20 protein-coding genes are annotated in these 20,012 nt (G+C 47.0%); 1 reads left to right on the top strand and 19 read right to left on the bottom strand.

Annotation, left to right across the window (positions count from 1 at the left end; genetic code table 11):
- Nucleotides 1-159: 159 nt before the first annotated feature.
- The gene (locus MHH56_RS09800; protein ID WP_339207944.1) at nt 160-1,416 is read right to left on the bottom strand and encodes an MFS transporter; all 1,257 of its coding nucleotides are present in this window, start codon (nt 1,414-1,416) and stop codon (nt 160-162) included.
- Nucleotides 1,417-2,012: 596 nt separating this feature from the next.
- On the opposite strand from MHH56_RS09800, the gene MHH56_RS09795 reads away from it, so the two are divergent.
- Nucleotides 2,013-2,627 carry a 3'-5' exonuclease gene (locus MHH56_RS09795; protein ID WP_339207942.1) on the top strand — a complete coding sequence of 205 codons (615 nt, stop codon included), beginning with the start codon at nt 2,013-2,015 and terminating at the stop codon, nt 2,625-2,627.
- On the opposite strand, the gene MHH56_RS09790 is transcribed toward MHH56_RS09795, so the two are convergent.
- The 18 genes from MHH56_RS09790 to MHH56_RS09705 all read right to left on the bottom strand — a co-directional run bounded on the left by MHH56_RS09790 (nt 2,624) and on the right by MHH56_RS09705 (nt 20,006).
- Nucleotides 2,624-4,120, bottom strand: coding sequence for an alpha-glucosidase/alpha-galactosidase (locus MHH56_RS09790; protein ID WP_339207940.1), 1,497 nt, complete (start codon nt 4,118-4,120; stop codon nt 2,624-2,626). The two genes, MHH56_RS09795 and MHH56_RS09790, sit on opposite strands and share 4 nt — an antisense overlap.
- 132 nt (nt 4,121-4,252) lie before the next feature.
- Nucleotides 4,253-5,167 carry an AraC family transcriptional regulator gene (locus tag MHH56_RS09785; protein WP_339207939.1) on the bottom strand — a complete coding sequence of 305 codons (915 nt, stop codon included), beginning with the start codon at nt 5,165-5,167 and terminating at the stop codon, nt 4,253-4,255.
- Between the two features lie 31 nt (nt 5,168-5,198).
- Nucleotides 5,199-5,921 carry a nucleoside phosphorylase gene (locus tag MHH56_RS09780; RefSeq protein ID WP_076270795.1) on the bottom strand — a complete coding sequence of 241 codons (723 nt, stop codon included), beginning with the start codon at nt 5,919-5,921 and terminating at the stop codon, nt 5,199-5,201.
- A gap of 4 nt (nt 5,922-5,925) precedes the next feature.
- Complete coding sequence (locus MHH56_RS09775; RefSeq protein ID WP_339207938.1) at nt 5,926-6,600, bottom strand: sulfite oxidase-like oxidoreductase; 675 nt, start codon at nt 6,598-6,600, stop codon at nt 5,926-5,928.
- Nucleotides 6,601-6,668: 68 nt separating this feature from the next.
- Nucleotides 6,669-7,592, bottom strand: coding sequence for an ABC transporter permease (locus MHH56_RS09770; RefSeq protein WP_339207937.1), 924 nt, complete (start codon nt 7,590-7,592; stop codon nt 6,669-6,671).
- A gap of 2 nt (nt 7,593-7,594) precedes the next feature.
- Nucleotides 7,595-8,644: an ABC transporter permease gene (locus tag MHH56_RS09765; RefSeq protein WP_339207936.1), complete on the bottom strand. Its 1,050-nt coding sequence runs from the start codon at nt 8,642-8,644 to the stop codon at nt 7,595-7,597.
- Nucleotides 8,637-10,136 carry an ABC transporter ATP-binding protein gene (locus tag MHH56_RS09760; protein WP_339207935.1) on the bottom strand — a complete coding sequence of 500 codons (1,500 nt, stop codon included), beginning with the start codon at nt 10,134-10,136 and terminating at the stop codon, nt 8,637-8,639. The genes MHH56_RS09765 and MHH56_RS09760 overlap by 8 nt, the downstream gene beginning before the upstream one ends.
- Nucleotides 10,137-10,252: 116 nt before the next feature.
- Nucleotides 10,253-11,290, bottom strand: coding sequence for a BMP family protein (locus MHH56_RS09755; RefSeq protein ID WP_339207934.1), 1,038 nt, complete (start codon nt 11,288-11,290; stop codon nt 10,253-10,255).
- Between the two features lie 145 nt (nt 11,291-11,435).
- Nucleotides 11,436-11,879, bottom strand: coding sequence for a MarR family transcriptional regulator (locus MHH56_RS09750; RefSeq protein WP_076270801.1), 444 nt, complete (start codon nt 11,877-11,879; stop codon nt 11,436-11,438).
- Between the two features lie 196 nt (nt 11,880-12,075).
- Nucleotides 12,076-12,969 (bottom strand): urease accessory protein UreD, encoded by an 894-nt coding sequence (locus tag MHH56_RS09745; RefSeq protein WP_339207933.1) that lies wholly within the window; start codon nt 12,967-12,969, stop codon nt 12,076-12,078.
- Nucleotides 12,969-13,697: an urease accessory protein UreG gene (gene ureG / locus MHH56_RS09740; protein WP_339207932.1), complete on the bottom strand. Its 729-nt coding sequence runs from the start codon at nt 13,695-13,697 to the stop codon at nt 12,969-12,971. The genes MHH56_RS09745 and ureG overlap by 1 nt, the downstream gene beginning before the upstream one ends.
- A gap of 25 nt (nt 13,698-13,722) precedes the next feature.
- Nucleotides 13,723-14,415 (bottom strand): urease accessory UreF family protein, encoded by a 693-nt coding sequence (locus tag MHH56_RS09735; RefSeq protein ID WP_339207930.1) that lies wholly within the window; start codon nt 14,413-14,415, stop codon nt 13,723-13,725.
- 42 nt (nt 14,416-14,457) lie between these two features.
- The gene (gene ureC / locus MHH56_RS09730; RefSeq protein WP_339207929.1) at nt 14,458-16,173 is read right to left on the bottom strand and encodes an urease subunit alpha; all 1,716 of its coding nucleotides are present in this window, start codon (nt 16,171-16,173) and stop codon (nt 14,458-14,460) included.
- A complete protein-coding gene (locus MHH56_RS09725) occupies nt 16,170-16,538 on the bottom strand; it encodes an urease subunit beta (RefSeq protein WP_339207927.1) in 369 nt (122 codons plus the stop codon). Before MHH56_RS09725 ends, ureC begins: the two co-directional genes overlap by 4 nt.
- A 94-nt stretch (nt 16,539-16,632) precedes the next feature.
- Nucleotides 16,633-16,935 (bottom strand): urease subunit gamma, encoded by a 303-nt coding sequence (locus tag MHH56_RS09720; RefSeq protein WP_339207926.1) that lies wholly within the window; start codon nt 16,933-16,935, stop codon nt 16,633-16,635.
- 215 nt (nt 16,936-17,150) lie between these two features.
- On the bottom strand, nt 17,151-18,119 hold the full coding sequence (locus tag MHH56_RS09715) for a D-alanyl-D-alanine carboxypeptidase family protein (RefSeq protein ID WP_339207925.1): 969 nt from the start codon (nt 18,117-18,119) through the stop codon (nt 17,151-17,153).
- A gap of 89 nt (nt 18,120-18,208) precedes the next feature.
- Nucleotides 18,209-19,312 (bottom strand): HAMP domain-containing sensor histidine kinase, encoded by a 1,104-nt coding sequence (locus MHH56_RS09710; protein WP_339207924.1) that lies wholly within the window; start codon nt 19,310-19,312, stop codon nt 18,209-18,211.
- Complete coding sequence (locus MHH56_RS09705; RefSeq protein WP_339207922.1) at nt 19,302-20,006, bottom strand: response regulator transcription factor; 705 nt, start codon at nt 20,004-20,006, stop codon at nt 19,302-19,304. Before MHH56_RS09705 ends, MHH56_RS09710 begins: the two co-directional genes overlap by 11 nt.
- Between the last annotated feature and the right edge of the window lie 6 nt (nt 20,007-20,012).

Raw genomic sequence — 20,012 nt, 5'->3', positions numbered from 1 at the left:
AAGCGAGCTTAATGTAACCGTTAAGATTTCATAAAGATTATCTTAATATTTTTTTACGATTTAACAGACTGCTTCTGAACTTCACGGCAAAAAGCCCCAACCAAGTCATCCCACGGTCGAGGCTCTTCTTCCAAGATAATTAATACTACCTTCTTTTCGTTAATTTTGCTCCGAGTTTTGCTTCTCTTTAATGAGCAATACCGATATGTATTGCAATACCGCCATGGCAAACAGTACAATCGGCATCCATACAGATTGCAGATCTTTAGCAAGTATAATGAGCAAGCAAATAGAAAGCACCCTGCCCGCATTTAGAAAAAGCTCCCGCATAACAACGGATTCTACTCGCAGCTGCCCTTTAAGAGGCAATGTCCCGATTAAGCGATAATAATAGGAAGTAAGCGTATTGACGGCAAGTGGATTGCATATCGAGAACAAAATCATAAATAAGGCAACCGACCAAAATTCCACTTGAATGAGCAGCAGCGATGAACCGATGGCTACCCCCGTTGTAGACAGGAGCACATATTTGCGTACTTGCTCCTTCTGTGCTTTTCTTGAAATGACATACCCCGTCGCTACCGTAAGCGAGGAGAAGAAAACACCTAAGTAACCTACCCAATCCTCACGCCCAACCGTCTGATACAGCATAATATTGGGCAGGAAGAGCATAATACCCTGAAATAGACCTAATACAAAAAAGCTGTACAATGCCTTCAGCCAGCGACGGTTCTTACGCATCACCAGTCCCATGAATTTTAAATAATAGGCTTTGTGATGCGACTTAATCATCGGAATGCGGAAGCTGACGATCGCTGCGATAAGAAACATAATGAAGGCAAGCGTGAAAATAATGATGTAACCCTGCAGTCCCTCGCTTCGCTGAATAATAAACCCCGCAAGCGCCGGCCCTGCTAGCCCGGATGCATTAAAGAAAATCATATTGATTGCAAGAAAACGTATGCGATTCGCTTCCGTTGAGACATCATATTGAATAACTAAATAACCAGTCCAGTAAAGCCCCGCGGCGATTCCATTAAAAATAGCAAACCATATGTAATACTGAGCCACATGCTCTTGTGCAATGACGACCATCAAATAAAAGATGGCAATCATGACGATACCTAGTCGATAAGTGACCATTCGATCATGCCGCTTCGCAATCCAGCCACCTAGTGCAAAGGCCGGAGGCGTCACGATGAAAACGATGATGTTATAAATTCCGTTTACTGTCAAATCCTGCGTTAACCGCCACAAATATAAATTGAGAAACAAACCCGACATCGATGCGCCAAACTGAAAGCAGCAATGAATGATTAAAGCCGTTATCGCTTCCTTGCTAAGTCTGCTCTCTGGCGGAAGCGGCGTACCTTTCATTACATTCCATTTACTCCAAAATCTCGACCCCGTCCGCATTTGCAGCATCCCCCGTTGCTTCTCAACTGAAAAGCGCTTTCTTTTCTATTTAGTTTATCACATGGCTATCATATACCCTCGACTCAATAAAGCGCTCACTCCTTCAAAATAGCCGTTATTCTTCCATATGGAGCAATCAAGTAACCGTATTCATTGTTTATATCCCTTGTTCGCATGATTAGACTTGCCGATCCGACTTGAAAATGGCAGACATAGCGGTTAAACAGATTTAATCTGGTTAATTTTCACATGCGCTTCAAAAGCATACTAATCGTACCTAATCGCGAATAGCCTCCCCCCTCAAATCACAAAATACAACCATTACATTGAGAAGGGGGTGAACCGACCATGGCGAAGCAGCAAGGTCATGCAACCAAAAATACAACGACAAAAACTTCCGACAAAAAAGGCAATGCATCCGGCAATAACCACTAGTCCGCAAAACGAATTTATCAACGCAAAAACGACCCATTACCGGCTTACTAAGCTCTGGTAATGGGTCGTTTTATGTTTACAATAGAAGGTTATTTATCTTTTTTGTCGAATTATTTCATATACGATTGCAACTTATAACTAGAAAAAGTGGTGAACCAACTATGACTAATCATTCTTATACTGTCATCGATTTTGAAACGAGCGGCCTTGATCCGAAGAAGGATCGTGTAATTGAGATGGCTGCGATCCGCTGCGTGAATGGTGAAATAGCGAGTGAATTCAGTACTCTCGTACGATACGATGGCAAGCTGTCTGCCAAAATAACAGAGCTGACCGGCATTACGGATGAGATGACCTCCTACGGCATGGACGAGGACACCGCGTTCCGTATTTTGAACCGAATGTTAGGCGATAACGTTTTGATTGCTCATAATGCTGCCTTCGACCTTGGTTTCCTGCACCATTCCCTGCTTCGCATTGCGGGTAGATCATTTTCGAACAGCTTCATCGATACACTCACGATTAGCCGCGCACGGCATGTTTATCCGCATACACTGAAAGACATGTCCGATCGTTACGGCATTCCGCTAATTGGCGGTCATCGTGCACTGAATGATGTTATCGCTTGTTGGGAAGTTTTCCGCAAGATGGATGAAGAGCAATCGGTAGAGAGCTACCTCAATACACTAGGCTACCTCAAGAAATTTGGACCGCCTGCTTGGACGCCGCCAGGGACTAGGCTTGAAGCAATGGAGCTGAAATACGCTCCGCGTTAAACCCGCTCCTTGCCCTTATCCGATTCGCCTGCATTTTTATTTGCGGCATCTCGGTCCTGCTGCATTTCCTCAACCGTCTTCACCTTCAGACGCGCTGCGCCTTTATAATCACGCGTAGGAAGCAAAGGCCCTTCCTCTAGGCGTTTCTTGGCTGCTGCGATCGAATCTGTATACTGCGGCAGCCACTGCTCCTGCGCCACAAGCATCTCATCGACCATCTGCCAAATTTCCTTCGGATTGCAAACTGCGCCAACTAACGGGTCCATCATAAATGCTTGTCTGAGCAGGTTAATGTCGCCATTTATGGCTGCCTCTACAGCAAGACGCTGCACAGAGATGCTTACATTACACACCGCAGCGGCACCAAGCGGCAGATCGCCCACGATTGGCATTGAGATGCCGTTGCGATCAACATAACCTGGCGCTTCAATGATGGCATCGTTAGGCAGGTTAGCTATGACCCCTTTGTTTTCCACATTAAAGTGACCTCGGTAGATCCGTCCTGTTTCGAGTCCTTCAATGATGTATGAACCATGCTCATGACTGCGCAGCTCCGACTTGAATTCATTTGCAGGGTCCTTCATCCAGTTTGGAAAATCAGTCTCGAACCAATTGCGTCCTTCCGTGCATACACGAAGATACCCGCCCGTTTCTCCGTTAATCCATGAACTCAAATCGATCCAATCGTTAATTTCTTCAGGCCGCTTCCGATACCAAGGGACATACTCGCTCAAGTGACCGTTAGACTCTGTACTGTAATACCCGAAGCGGCGCAGCATATCAATGCGTACCTTTTCCGTACGGCTGAAATCTGGATGTTTCTCAAATGCTTCGAGCAACTTGCCGGTTAGATCCTCACCGTTATGCTTAATTTGGATGTACCAGGTCTGATGGTTGATACCCGCGCAAATAATATCGACTTCCTCTTGCTTTAGTCCAAAAGCTTCGGCTATTTGCCAGTGTCCGCCTTGCACGCCATGGCATAAACCAATCGTCCGGACACCGCCATACTTGTTGCATGCCCAAGTCATCATCGCCATCGGGTTCGCGTAGTTGAGCAGAAGCACATCCTTTGCAGCAACCTCGCGGATATCACGGCATATGTTCATCATCTCAGCGATGCCCCGCTGCCCATACATAATGCCGCCAGCACAAAGCGTATCGCCAACGCATTGGTCAACGCCGTATTTGAGCGGAATATCAACATCCGTTGCGAAAGCCTCAAGACCACCGACACGAATAGTGCAAATGACGTATTTCGCATCCTTCAAAGCTTCGCGCCGATCGGTTGTCGATTGAATGGAAATCGACAGGCCGTTTTCATGAATATCACGCTGACAAAGCGCAGTCACCATCTCCAGGTTATGTGCATTAATATCAGTAAATGCAATTTCAATGTTTTGAAACTCCTGTACAGCGAGCAAATCCCGCAGCAGTCCGCGAGTGAATCCAATCGAGCCTGCGCCTATAAATGCAATTTTAAAAGTAGACATGCCAATCAGCCTCCGATTATCGTCTAAATAGAGTTTGTTTAATCTCCTCTACATTTTAGCAACGATAAAACGGAAGCGTTATCAATATTGTGACCAACTGCCATTCATAGTGTCAGAAATCGTCACTTTGTATTATTCATTGCGCTGCCAGCGGAAGTCCCATGTTTGCGTATCGACCGAATGACGGTAAGCGATCGGTGTCTGCTTCGTATACTTTTTGAACATCGCATGAAAGTATTGCCTGCTTCCTACTCCAACGTAATCACAAATATCCGCTATTGCTATATCCGTCTCACGAAGCAGCATTTTTGCTTTCTCCATTCGGAGCTCCGTTAGATAGCCTGTTAACGTTTGGCCTATCTGCGCGCGAAATACACGATGCAAATAACCTGGATGCAAGCTTACCGCTGCAGCAATATCCTTTACTTGAATATCTCTATCATAGTTATGATGCATATATTCAATCGATTGCTTCACATATGCTTCAACCGGATTAGCACCCTTTACGCCAGCTTCCTTATGAAGTCGTGCTATCGCCAAGATCAGTTGAGCAAACAACAGCTCTGCCTTCATATTGACGCTCCTGCCTCGGCTGTCCAGCTCAAGCACTAGGCTCTTTAGCACCTGATACACCTCATTCGGATCACGCAATAACAAATAAGAGGACGGCTCTGTGATCAATCTGTCCACAAATTCGTCCTCCATCGCCAGCTGCCGTATAGAGGGAAACGCCGAGGGGCGTTCCCTAAAATCAAATTCAACATTAAGCATCCGGCAGGGCCCACGCTCGTCAACGGTCAGTCGGTGCGGCACATTCGCATCAAGAATAATGAAATCACCCTTCTTGAGCGTCATTTCACATGCTTGACTGACTGCCTCTGCTTCCAGCTCTATCCCGCAAGCTCCGGAAATGACATACATAATTTCGATTGCATCATGCGTGTGGAAGGCCATCTCGTAATCAGACCATTGCTTAAAATAATAAGCAAACACATGCGGATAAAAATCTCCATTCAGCCATTCTCGTTTAAACAACGTCCCACTCACGTGAAGCCCCCTTACTTAATAACAAGTATGGTTACGCGGATGCAAGCTTAACTACGGCAAGAAGCGCCGTTTCAATCTCACGCTCGATCGCTTTCGCTACAACATCTGTATGCGGATCATATTCGCCCGCCAAATCAGAATCTGCATAACCGTCCAGTGCGAGAATCGCTCCCGCGCGTGCACCGCGCATCGTAGCGATAACGAACAAAGCTGCAATTTCCATTTCAACAGCTAGTGCGCCTGCTTGTTTGTACTGGCGATGCGGAATGTCTACAACTCCTGAGAAAAAGACATCAAGCGTTACCGTTATGCCTTTTTTAACAATGCCTTCGCTCTCAAGCGCAGATGCATACAACGCTTCAGTGACCGCGCTGTCTGCAACAGCCGGGAAGCCTGCCGGCACCAGCTGATGCGTGAGCCCTTCCGCTCTAACTGCCGCTGTGCTGACGATTAGGCTTCCTGCAGGGTGATCTGCTGAATAAGATCCCGCTGTACCGACACGAATAAGTGTCTTAACGCCTCCGCGGATAAGCTCCTCAAAGCATACGGCTGCTCCTGGCGAACCTACGCCGTGGCTTACCACGGCTAGTCTTACTCCTTGATATTCACCAACAAATGTCCGATATTCGCGAGCGAATGCAAGCTCTTTTACATTGTCCAGCTTCTGTGAAATCGTCTCCGCACGGCGCGGATCACCGCATACGATGGCGTAAGCCGGCAAATCTTCTGGGTTAACTTGTAGTATAGGCAGCATCTGATTAATCAAACTCCTTCGTTATCCATTCGTCTTCCGGCATCGAGTTCTCTTCGCTCGTGAAGCGTTGTTCTTGAAATGGATCGGCATAATTGTGGAAGCCGTTGCGCTCCCAGAAACCTTCGCGATCCTCTTTCATAAACTCAATACCTCTAATCCACTTTGCGCTTTTCCAAAAATACAAATGAGGAACGAGCAACCGCATTGGCCAGCCATGCTTGTCAGTCAGCGGCTCACCGTCATATCGATGCGCAAGCAGCACATTATCGTGCAACAAATCCTCAAGCGGCACATTTGTGTCATAGTCCTCATCTGCATGAAACATAACATATTTAGCATCTGGCTTAACGCCCAGCAAAGGCAGCAAGTCCTTGAACTTAATGCCTTCCCATTCTGTGTCCAGCTTCGACCAGCGCGTTACACAATGAATGTCGCACTTCGTTTGGGTTTGAGGCATAGCAAGCAGCTCTTCGAAGCTGAACATACGCTCCTCCTCTACCTCGCCGAATACTCGCAGCGACCAGGTGTTAATGTCATAGGAAGGAACCTCTCCCTCATGCAAAATCGGAAAACGCTCGGTCATCGTTTGACCAGGCGGAATCCGATGAGCGATCTCAGGAGCGAGCACCGTCTGTTTAATGCTAGTCACTTTTTTGAGACGTTCTGCTTTTTTATGCATCTCGTATACCTCCAAATTCCATTCCTTGCTGATTCATTTCTTATTTCAAGCTATAAAGCATCTCAGCTCTACCTGGAGCTCTCATTCGACTTGCGAGCTTCCTGCATATAACCTTTATCTTTAAAGAACAACATAGCGAGAATCGTAACGATATAAGGCAGCATCATCGTAAAATGAGTCGGCAGCGCGAAGCCCTGCAGCCTGATGCTGAGTGCATCCATGAATCCGAACAGCAAGCTTGATGCTGCAACACCGATTGGATTGGATTGGCCTAACATCGTTGCAACGAGCGCAATGAAACCTCTACCAGAAGTCATTCCCTCTGTAAACATGGTGACATTGCCGAGCGACAGCTGCGCGCCTGCTAACCCGCACAGAGCGCCGCATAGCAGCACTGCTCCATATTGAATGCGAGTTACCTTGATGCCTAAGCTTTTGGCTGCTGTTGGATTCTCTCCAGCTGCCAGCAAGCGAAAGCCGGTAACCGTTTTGAACAAAAACAGCTGCAGCACAATAACGAGAATGATGGACAAGTAGACGAGCGGGGAATGCCCGGATAAAACCTCGCCTAACCATGGAATATCCTTTAACAATGGAATATCCCATTTAGGCAGCCCAATCATATCCTTATTGTAGTATGCGCCTTTTACATCAAAGATCGCACGCAGCGAGAATGTCGTCAGCCCAAGCGCCAGAAAGTTAAGCGCAATACCAACAACGATGACATTCGCTTTTAGATGAATACTCATAAAACCGAACAACACTGAAAACAGGAGTGAGCATAATACTGCAAACAATACCGCTGCGAATACATTTCCGGTGAAGTGGTTGCCTACAATCCCAGAAAATGCACCTATCAATACTAAGCCTTCTAGGCCTACATTAAACAAACCAACACGCGCGCATATTGCGCCGCCGAGTGCCGCAAGCAGAATTGGTGTAACCATACGAAGCGTCGAGGCATACAGCGAGACATCTAATAAAAAATCCATACTTATGACCTCGCCTTCCTGCGTTTAATGAACGAATATGTGAATTTAGCAGAAACGAACAAAATGAGCACCGCTTGAATAATGCTTGATACCTCCAGCGGAACATCTGTATTCCGCTCCATACCCATACCGCCGGTCTGCAGTGCAGCAAGCAAAATCGCAGCTACAGCTGTACCTAGCGGATGCGATCCTGCAAGCAATGTTGCCATGATGCCCGACCATGCGTAACCTGGAGAAGTCAAAGCACCGTCCAAATAGCGGTACTGCGTGCCAAGCACTTCAACGGAGCCGGCAAGTCCAGCAAAACCTCCGCTGACGAACATGCTGATAAGCATCATTTTTCCACGCTGCACGCCGCCATAGCTTGCAAACAACGGATTGCCGCCAAGCATTCTAATTTCATAACCCTTAACGGTATAGCGCATGAACAAGAACAGCAATATTGCTCCGACTACAGCGATAATAAAACCGCCATGAAGGCTCATTCCTTTAAACAGCTTCGGCAGCCATACGCTTTGATCAAGCATAACCGTCTGAGCCATTGCAGCAGAGCCTGTACGATCCTTGAGCGGATAAGATACGATATACCCTGCAAATAACGTAGCAATATAATTTAGCAATAATGTGGTTATGAGCAGATTCATTCGAAATCTAGCATCGAGCCATCCTGCGAATGCCGACCATATTCCCCCGGAAATAATTCCAGCTATAATAGCAGCTACGAGCTTAAACCAACCTGGCCCCGGCAAATAGATTGCCGTTACCGCTGCGCTTAGAGCGCCTAATACCATTTGGCCTTCTGAGCCCATATTAAAAAATCCAGCACGGAATGCCAGCGCCACCCCTAGACCAATAAGGATAATAGGCGTAGCTCTACTGAGCGTATTCGTAAAAAAATAAAAGCTGCCGAAGGCGCCCTTCCACATTTCCGCGTATGTATCCATTACGGAGCCTCCGACGATAACAATGGCAATCGCACCCGCTGCTAAACCAATGATAACAGCCAAAAGCGGCTGTAACAGCGAACGTCCGAATTGTACCAGCTTATCCAACCGCTTTTCCTCCCGCCATTAACAAACTAATTTGCTCTTCTGTAGCTTTGTCAGCGTCCAGTTCCCCAACGATCTTACCTTCATACATGACCAATACTCGATCAGACAGCTTCAAAATTTCAGTCAGCTCTGATGAAACAAGCAATATTGCTCCGCCTTCATCACGCTTCTTTAGAAGCTCGCCATGTATAATTTCCATCGCGCCGACGTCAACGCCTCGCGTTGGCTCCGCTGCAATAAGAAACGGCGTCTTCTGCGCAAGTTCCCGTGCAACGATAAGCTTCTGTAGGTTACCGCCTGACAAATACTGAGCTTTCGTAGATAAAGAGCCCGTTTTTATCCCAAAGCGTGTCACCCACTCGCCTACCATCTGACGAATGCTCGTCCCATTCAATACACCAAGCTTTTGATGCTTGTCTGCATGTCCCATCAAGCCATTCTCGGTAACGGTCGCATCCTTCGCAACGCCCCACTGGTAACGGTCCTCAGGAATATGGGCAAGCCCGCTTTCCCGAATATCGCCAACTGGCGCTCCGGTCACATCTTTACCCAGCAACTTGATTATGCCGGCTCCGGGTTTCATTAATCCGGATATCGTCTGCAATAACTCAGATTGACCATTGCCTGAAATACCCGCGATCCCCACAATTTCGCCCCCATTGACATGAAGGCTAATATCGCTAAGCAGCGGCTTCGCTTTGACACCTGGAATAGAAACATTCGATACTTCAAGAACAGGCTTGCCTCTGCTCACCTTATTTCGTGATATATGTACTAAATCCCGGCCTACCATAAGCCGTGACAAATGTTCCGCATTCGTGTCTTTCGCTTCGACTGTTCCCGTCACCTTGCCATCTCGAAGGACGGTAACGCGGTCAGCAACTTCCATAATTTCTTGCAGCTTATGACTAATAAGAATAAAGCTTTTGCCCTGCGCGGCTAATCCTTTAATCGCAATAAGCAGCTCTTTCACTTCGAGCGGCGTTAAGACGCCAGTCGGCTCATCCAAAATAATAACTTCAGCGCCCTGATAGAGCACTTTCAATATTTCAACGCGCTGCTGCATGCCAAGCGAGCAATCTGCAACTTTCTTCCAAGGGTCTACCGGCATGCCATAAAGCTTGCCGATTCTTTCCACCTCTGTGGCAGCTGCCTTACGGTCAAAACCTACCCCTTTGGAGGGCTCGCGCCCAATAACGATATTTTCGGCAATCGTAAACGTCGGGAATAACATGAAATGCTGATGAACCATTCCAATCTTATGCTTAATCGCATCAGCTGGGTTCCCGAACGAAACCGGCTTGCCGTCAATGCGAATTTCACCGCTAGTTGGACTTTCCATCCCGTACAGAATACGCATTAACGTCGTTTTTCCTGCACCGTTTTCACCTACTAAGGCATGAATTTCTCCTTTTTGCAGCGAAAACTGAACATTGCTATTTGCGGTTACGCTCCCATATGACTTCGTAATGCTGTCCATTTGCAGCAACATACAAAAGCTCTCCCCTTTCAATCCCGATATAAACAAAAAAACCGCTCCCTCGATTACAGAGGAAGCTTCTAGGCAACAAGCAAACCGGCTGCATGGGTAGCAGCCGGCCTGTTGTACTATTGAGCTAGCGGATTAACTACTACGATTTTACCAGATTTAATGTCTTCTGCGATAGCTTTTACTTTATCAACATTTTCTTGGCCAATAAACGGGCTAAGCGTTGATTTGCTGTCTCTTGTAACGAAAGTCAAGCCTACGCCGTCTTCTTTCAAGCCGTAGTCTGCAACGCCGAATGCAAAGCTGCCATCAACGAAGCTTTTCACTGTTTCGTAAGCAACTGCATCCGTACCTTTCAATTGTGAAAGCACGATATGCTCTGGATCTTCATCCGTACGGTCTGTATCTTGACCTGAAGTGAAGAAGCCTTTTTCTTTCGCTGCGTCAAACACACCATTGTCGCCAACTGCTGCCATACCTGCGATAAAGTCAGCGCCTTTGGACTGTTGAAGAAGCGCAAGCTCTTTACCTTTAACTGGATCCGTGAAGCTGCCTACATAGTTGATAAGGAATTGCGCATCTGGATTTGTGCTTTTCAGACCTTGTTCAAATCCTGATGTATATTTGCTAAGAAGTGGAGCGTCCATTGCAACGACTGCACCCACAATATTTGTTTTAGTTGCAAGACCTGCAAGTGCTCCCATCAAGTAGGAAGCTTCATGCTCGCGGAAGTTAACGCTGCGAACGTTCGGAAGATCAACTACAGTATCGATAACTGCAAAAGACTTGTCCGGATTTTCAGCAGCCACTTTTTTAAGTGCATCTTCTGCTTGGAATGTTGCTGTAATAATCAAGTCGTAATCTTCAGCTACAGTTGCACGAAGATTCTGTTCAAAGCCCGCTGGGTCAGTGGACTCAATTGTTTTCACTTCAGCGCCAAATTCGGAGCCTGCTTTTTTGAAGCCTTCATCCATCAATACAAAAAACTTGTTAACGCCAATTTTTTCGGGCAATACAAGAGCGATTTTTTTCTTGTCCGCTTTGTCGCCTGCACCGTTATTCGCTGCGTTTCCTGGTTCATTTTTGTTAGATCCGCAAGCTGCAACAATCGCAACCATTAGAAACAACGATACTGCCAAAGCAAAAACCTTTTTCATCGTAATCTCCCCTAAACAATTGAATGTATTAATTCCTTTTAATCCTAGTTGTTTTATCGGATTTTGTCAATCTTTTTCGATTCGACAAATTTCTAGTTTATTCTACACTAAATTCATCCATAATAATAATGAAATATGAAATTAGTCACGAATTTGTAACATCCGATTCCATATTACGACTCATTTGCTCAAACAACTGAACACCTTGCTCCATATCTGCTATCGACATGCCATCGAACAGCTTAAGCATCAGCTTCGAGCGTATCGTCTCAATTAAATGGATGATTTCCAAACCCTCTTCCGTAATTTCGAGCATCACGACACGCCGATCCTTCTCGCCGCGTTCGCGCTTCACATACCCGAGCTCTATCAAACGATCAGCAATTCCAGTAACTCCCCCACTAGTGATGAGCAGCTGCTCAGCCAAAGCTGATGCTTTCTGTGGTCCTGATTTCCCTAAAATAATTAACATTTTCCCATGGGTCATGCCTAAGCCATGCACATTATAGGTGTGCCATTCGGTGTTTATTTGTCTTCTCACTTGACGAAATGATTCGTCCAGCCGCCTCATTAACTCTTGTCTTTCCATATTTGAAGCTTCCAATTGATCACCAACCTATCTACTTTCTTTAATCCATACTGTTGTTCATATTATACCTTCCCTTCCTTTGTTTAACTAACGTTCTGCACGAAATAAATATGAAACCTTTTTGATTTAGCACAAAAAGACCAACCCAAGGTTGCAGGTTGACCTTTTTTTCAGAAAAAGTATAAAACTGCTTGATCTATCCTTGCAAAAATCGCAGCGGCGGCTTGCCAAGCAGTCCCATTCGCGCAGTCTGCCACAGCTCTTGCATTAATTGCTGCAGCGGCCATGCTGCTGTTGAGGCTGCGGACACCGCAACACCGTAACGATAGGTCATAGACGCCCCGCCAATTACTTTATGAGCCTCTGGAGCTTCGAAGCTGTCCAGCTTCTCCTGAAGCTGCTCCAGATGGCTGCTGTTGACACGATCACTGAACATATAAAAGGTAGCCCAGTGCGTCATCTCATCCCAGCTGCCAGGCGCAGTTATAACTTGACTGCCTGGCACTACTCGCTGACGCTGCGAGAAGATAAGCTCTTCACCATAATGAACGGTTAATGAATTGCTGTATGAGCGATAGTCGAAGCGTTCGCCGCGAAGCGTGCGACCTGGACAAAGGACGTCGGCTTGCAGCCAAGCGGACCCTTTTTGCAGTCGAACCTGAGTATCGTTTCGAAAGGCTGCTTCCTTATATAGCATAATGGGCTCCGGCATATGCTCGACGACTGCATCTGTCTCTAGCTCGAACAACTGCTGCATCGAAGAGTCACTGTTAGGTAAACTAGGATGCACCTTCGTATACGATTGATTCGTAATCATGACATGAGAGTGCTGCTCGGCTGTCCATTCCAGCTCATACCGGTCACCGCTGAGCAGGCCTGGTGAAACATCCATTACGATTACGCCCAGCTGACCATCCAGTGGAAAAGCTTTGGCAATCTTTATCGGAGCGGTATGATATTTATTGCCGATTAACGTTTGACCGAGGCGGCTGGCAAACGTTGCACGCAGTACGGATGTCCTGACCTCTCCCACTCCATTATCCTCGTGCCGAATGGCTGCAGCCTCTGCACTACTTTGCTCACGCCTCATTAGGAAGCTGTGTGCCGCTTGTCATCAGGTATGCTCGTAAGCTGGATCACATGGGAGTGTTCCGTTCCGCGCGCATGTGCTACCTCATGTGTAAGCCAATTCACAATCTCATCCACGCCATCGCCGCCAAACAAATTAGAGAAAACGAAAGGACGCTCCCCACGCATCTTAATTGTGTCAGCTTCCATAACTGCGAGACTCGCTCCTACATACGGCGCAAGATCGATTTTGTTAATGACAAGCAGGTCCGAGCGCATAATGCCAGGTCCGCCTTTGCGTGGAATCTTCTCGCCTTGGGCAACATCGATAATATAAATAAAACGATCGACAAGCTCTGGACTGAACGCCGCTGCAAGATTATCTCCACCGCTCTCAATGAAAATCAGATCCAGATGGTCAAAACGCCGCTCCAGCTCATCGATAGCTTCAAAATTCATCGATGCATCCTCTCGAATGGCTGTATGCGGGCACCCGCCAGTTTCAACACCGATAATACGTTCTTCCGGCAGCACACCCGTATTGAACAAAATACGAGCATCTTCCTTCGTGTAAATATCGTTCGTAATGACAGCGAGGCTGTATTTGGTATGCAGCTCACGCGTTAATCGTTCTACAAGCGCTGTTTTTCCTGAACCTACTGGTCCCCCGATACCGATTCGGATCGGCCTTGAGCTGTCTATTGCCGGGCTTTCCCATTCCTGATGCGTATGTCCTTGTCCTTGGCACATTTTTCATTCCTCCATTAATTTATAATTAAGACATAAATAATCGCGAATATAACCTCTCGTGGCGCATCATCGCCATCTCCGCCATCGGCATATTAGAATAGGCTTGTTCCGGCTCCATCGCACGCACGATTTCCAAAGCGTCTGCTGTTAGCGGTATAAGCCTTGCGATCAACGATTGGCCCTCCGTCTGTCCCATCGACATCAGCCGCAGAGCGCTGTTGACGCAAGTTACGATGCAAGTATACAAATAGCCTTGGATCGCTTTCTCCTCCGATATGCCAAGCACCCAGCAGGCATAGCCGTGCGAGAGAGGATGGGAAGCAAAACAATTCCCTGCCTTCATTGCTTCCAGTAAAGGCGACCAATCCAGCTGCGGATGTATAGCTGCTGCAAGCTGAAGCAGCCGCCGTCCCATTTTCTCTACGCCGCTGCGTGTTTCTGATGCGACCCTTTGCAAATGAACAATCCGCTCAATCGCCCACACCTTTTCCCAATTCCCTTTTGGCGCATCCCTATATACGGCCTTGATCACCATCGCATCCGAGCTTGCCCAGCTTTGCATAAGCATGGCTGAGGCATAATCATAGAGCTGAGCAGAACGATTCATACGGCCATCTTGAACCATGGTCTCAAGTCCGAACGAATGCGAGAAGCCGCCGATCGGCAGCGCTGAATCGAGCAGCTGCTGCATAGCCAGCCATTTCATATCATTATTCAATTTTTCGCTCGCCCTCCTGTCCTCCATGGCCGCAGCGTGCAGCTAAAATAAGAAATAACGCTGCGCCATTGGCAGCACCTCAGCTGGCTCGCAGGTCACATGCTCGCCATCTACCAGAACATGATACGTTTCCGCGTCCACCTCAAGCTTAGGCGTTGCATCATTGTGGATCATATCCTTCTTCGTTACGCTGCGGCAGCCTTTTACAGGTTCAATACGTTTCTGCAGTCCGAGCTCCTTCGCAACCCCGAGATCATAGGCTGCCTGAGATACAAAAGTAATCGAGCTGCTAAACACCAGCTTCCCGAAGGAAGCGAACATCGACCGACCGAACACAGGCTGCGGTGTCGGGATGGAAGCGTTTGGATCACCCATCTGCGCAAATGCGATGCTCCCGCCCTTCAGGACGAGATCCGGCTTGACGCCAAAAAACATTGGATTCCAAATGACAAGATCGGCGAATTTACCGGCTTCCAGCGAGCCTACCAGATGAGAGACACCATGCGTGATCGCAGGATTAATCGTATATTTGGCAATGTAGCGCTTAATACGGAAGTTATCATGCTGTTCATTGTCCGGAAGGAGCGGTCCTCGCTGCTTTTTCATCTTGTCTGCCGTTTGCCATGTACGGATAATAACTTCTCCTACGCGCCCCATCGCCTGCGAATCGGAGCTAATCATGCTGAATACGCCCATATCATGCAAAATATCTTCCGCTGCAATCGTCTCCGGCCTAATCCGAGAATCAGCGAATGCAACGTCCTCAGGAATGCTGCTGTCCAAATGGTGGCAAACCATCAGCATATCCAAATGTTCTTCTATCGTATTAATTGTAAAAGGACGAGTAGGGTTCGTGGATGAAGGCAAAACATTCATCTCACCCGCCGCGATAATGATGTCTGGGGCATGACCGCCGCCCGCGCCCTCGGTATGATAAGTATGAATCGTTCTTCCGCCAATGGCCGCAAGCGTATCCTCAACAAAACCTGCCTCATTCAGCGTATCGCTGTGGATAGCAACTTGAATGTCATACTGATCTGCGGCTTGCAAGCAAGCGTCAATTGCTGCTGGTGTTGTTCCCCAGTCCTCATGCAGCTTAAGCCCGATGGCTCCCGCTTCAATTTGCTCAATGAGCGGAGCGGTGAAAGAAGCATTGCCTTTACCCGTAAAGCCGATATTCATCGGAAAATGTTCGGCTGCCTCCAGCATGCGCCGCATATGCCACGCGCCAGGTGTTACCGTGGTTGCATTGGTTCCTGTTGCCGGACCTGTTCCGCCGCCGATCATCGTCGTGACGCCCGAGGAGAGCGCCGTTTCAATTTGCTGCGGACAAATAAAATGAATATGCGAATCAATGGCTCCTGCAGTTACAATCTTTCCTTCACCGGCAATAACCTCGGTACTTGCGCCAACAATCATATTCGGGTGCACGCCGTCCATAATGTCTGGATTGCCGGCTTTGCCGATGCCAACGATAAATCCATCCTTTAGGCCGATATCCGCTTTCACAATGCCGGAATGATCGATAATAACCGCATTCGTAATCAATGTATCCAGCACACCCTCATCACGCTGCGCGCCGCTCGACTGCCCCATCCCATCGCGTATAACCTTGCCGCCGCCGAATTTGCATTCGTCGCCATACACCGTGTAATCATGTTCAATCTGTGCCCATAGCTCCGTATCTGCCAGCCGAATGGCATCACCCGTTGTAGGGCCAAACATGGCCGCATAGCTGCGTCGATCCATCTTAGTCATTTACCTTCGCCCTCCCAAGCCGCAAGCCGTTCGCGAACAACATCTGGCATCCTGCCATTCTCCGCTTTCCCTTGGCTGAGACCATTAAGTCCATAAGACAGCTTTGTACCACCCAGCTCAACAACGGTTATAGGCTTCTCCTCACCAGGCTCGAAACGAACCGCTGTACCTGCTGCGATATGAAGGCGCATCCCGAAAGCTTCCTCGCGATCAAACTTCAATGCACGATTCACTTCAAAAAAATGAAAATGAGAGCCTACCTGAACCGGTCTATCTCCAGTATTTACTACAATTAACTGCTTCGTCATTCGTCCGGCATTTAATTCAATTTCACCGTCAGCCGTTCGATATTGTCCAGGTATCACAGGCCATTCTCTCCTCCCCTATAAAGCTGATCGTTCCACGTACCACTTGCTATATCAAATGAAATGATGCCCCTAGCCGTTTTGTATTTAGTTTTCAAGTTATAGGGTCGTGAATGGTAACAAGCTTCGTTCCGTCTGGGAAAGTCGCTTCCACCTGAACCTCGTGAATCATTTGCGGTATGCCAGTCATGACTTGATCTGCATTCAAAATTGTCGTTCCAAATGCCATTAGCTGTGCAACTGTCATTCCATCACGAGCGCCTTCCATAATTTCAGAGGTGATTAACGCTATGCTTTCAGGATAATTAAGCTTCAAGCCGCGATTCATTCGTCGTCTTGCCAAATCTGCAGCGATCGTAATGAGCAGCTTTTCTTTTTCACGTTCGGTCAATTGCATATACTCACCTCTTTATCTGTATTAGTTTTATTATAAACAGCAAAAACCGGTTCGTAAATCATTTAATGTTAGTTTTTGTGACATAAAAACAAAAAGTCTAGAAAAAGCGACTCGCGCTCGTCCTAGACTTAACATGACAATAACATAACTAATCAAATGAGAATAATCGACTATTTTCTGCATCATTCGAGAAAAACAGATTACCTCAACCTTTTTCATCCTACTTTAAAGCCAAGTTTGCTTTGCACATGCCCCATCACGCTCTCCAAACCGCTTAATTGAAAACCGTATTCAAACAGCTTCCCTGTTTCCGTGAATCGCTGCTCTGGCGTCTTCGCACCCATAATGACGGATACAAGACGTTTGCCATCCTGCTTCGCTGTACCTGTAAAGCAATAACCAGCCTGCACGGTATAGCCTGTTTTCAACCCGTCATTGCCCGGAAATGCATACGGCATGCCGCTTAGCATCATGTTTGTCGTCTTCAATCTTTGCGAGGTGCTCGCAAGCTTCACGCTGCTGCGGCTGGAAACATCGACCACCTCAGGATATTTCTTTAGTAAATAAGCAGCTAGTGTTGCAGTATCCTTAGCTGACATCATAGTATCCCTCTCCGAGGAAGCAGCTTCAAACGGAACCAGATCCTCATGGCTAAGCCCCGTTGCATTCGCAAAGACGGTTTCTTTGGACAAGTCCAGCTTAGCAGCCCGATTATTCATTAATTGAACAAATGCAGCCTCACTGCCGCTAACATGCTCTGCAAGCGCCACTGCCGCATCATTCGCGGAATGAATAGCCATCGCTTCAAAAAGCTCTCTAACCGTATAAGTCTCCCCTGCCGAAAAGCCTATTTGGGATCCCGGTACCTCCGCAGCATAAGCGCTGGTTTTCACTTGTTCTTTCCAATCAAGCGTACCTTCACTTGTGAGATCTAATATGATAAGCTCTGTCATCAGCTTCGACATGCTTGCAGGCGGCAGCGCTTCATTTGCATTTTTTTCGTAGAGCACTTCCCCTGTATTGAGATCTATTAAAATAGCCGAGCTAGAATCCAATTGCAAATCCGCTCTAGATGGGCTGCCTTTTAATGATATGACGTAAAAGACGCTGATGATCACTCCAATTGCGGTTAGAAGCCACAAGACTGTGCCTCCACGTTTTCTTCCATACGTTTCTTGCTGCATAAAAAACGATCCCCTTTCACTGTCACTTCTATACAACCAAGTATAGGAGAGTTAGTTTAAGGAGACCGTAAACAAACCATAAGAAACCCTTAATTATTAATTAATATCGGCAATGTTATACGGAATGCCGTTTGCTCCGAATCACTCGTCACCGAAATCGTACCTTCATGCTTTTCAACGATGCCTTTGGCAATGGCAAGCCCTAAGCCGGAACCTCCTGACCACTGTGTTCTTGATTTGTCTACGCGATAAAATCGTTCAAAAATATGTGGAATGTCCATCATTGGAATCGGTTCACCAAAATTAATAACCTCGACAACGGCTGCACTGCCCTCCAAATGAACAGTCACAACAACTTGTTTGCCGTCTCTGCCGTAATTCATGGCATTCACGATCAAGTTCTCGAATACACGCACAAGCTTGGCTGCATCTCCCTTGATCATGACTGACGTTTTATCTGTCACCAGCTTGCTCTGCATTCCCGCTTCCTCCAGCGGCAAACGAAACTGCACGAGCAGCTGCCCGAGCATTTCGATTAAATTAAAATTCGTTACTTTTAGCGCAGTCGTATCATGCCTCATTCTCGTATATTCAAAAAGATCATTAATGAGGACATTCAGCCTCATCGATTTTTCATAAGCGATTTGAACATAGTGGCGCAGCTCTACCTCGTCTCGATAACGATCCTGCTCAATCAGTCCCAAATAGCCAAGCACTGATGTTAAAGGTGTACGCAAATCATGGGAAACGTTCGTAATCAATTCGTTTTTGGTTTGCTCTGCCTTCCGCTCTTCCACGAGCGCATGATGGAGCCTTCCTGCCAAGCTGTTCATATTGGCTGCCATAGGACCAAATATATTTCTTTTCCGCACTTCGATTTTGTAATCCATATCATAGGTACCGTCAGCAATGCGGCGAACCGTCTTATTCATTTGACCGAGATAATGAAATAAGCTCCACTGGAGAATGATGTAGTAAAAAAGAGACATTACAATGCCCGCAGCACCATACACAAGCTGTCGATCAAACCTAGAATCAATGAATTGATATAAAACTCTCATTGGCCTTACATTATCGATAAGCCACATTCCGAACCCTAATAGGATATAAAGTGAAAAGGCCGCTAGCACGGCGCTTATCACCATATTCAGCAGCGAACGGAAGACAAGCTTTAATGCAATGTTATCCTTCAATTTTATAGCCAACCCCCCAGACCGTGATGATCATCTTATCACCAAGCTCCTTCTCCAGCTTATCTCTGAGCTTGCTGATATGGACCATTACCGTATTGTTGGAATCAAAATATTTTTCTTTCCACACCTGCTGGAAAATATCCTCCGCACTAAACACGCGGCCAGGCTGACCAGCGAGCAAATGCAAAATGCCGAACTCAGTAGAAGTCAGGTGCAGCGGATTGCCGTCTATTTCAGCCGTATGGCTCAGCTTATCGATCCGCAGCGGTCCAAGGCGAAGTTCCTTATCTAGTCGCGCCCCGTTATTTGCACTTGCTTGACCGCTGTACTGATAGGATCTTCTCAGTAAAGAGCGTACCCTAGCAACAAGCTCAAGCGGATTAAACGGTTTGATCATATAATCGTCCGCACCGGTCATCAGCCCCATAATTTTATCCATATCCTCTGCTTTTGCACTGAGCATTAGAATAGGGACCGATTGATCGCGCCTGAGCCGCCTCGTAGCTTCCAGCCCATCCATATTCGGCATCATGATGTCTAAGATGACTAAGTCAAACGGATCTCGCGCATAAGCAAGCAGCGCCTGCTCCCCGTCATACGCCTTTTCGGTAATAAACCCTTCATTTTTCAAATAGATCTCTATAAGATCGGCAATTTCCCGCTCATCATCAACAATTAATACTCTTCTTTCCAATTTCAA

The organism is Paenibacillus sp. FSL K6-3182 (assembly GCF_037976325.1).
In the GTDB taxonomy this organism is placed as follows: domain Bacteria; phylum Bacillota; class Bacilli; order Paenibacillales; family Paenibacillaceae; genus Pristimantibacillus.
This window is presented reverse-complemented; position numbering and strand designations above follow the sequence as displayed.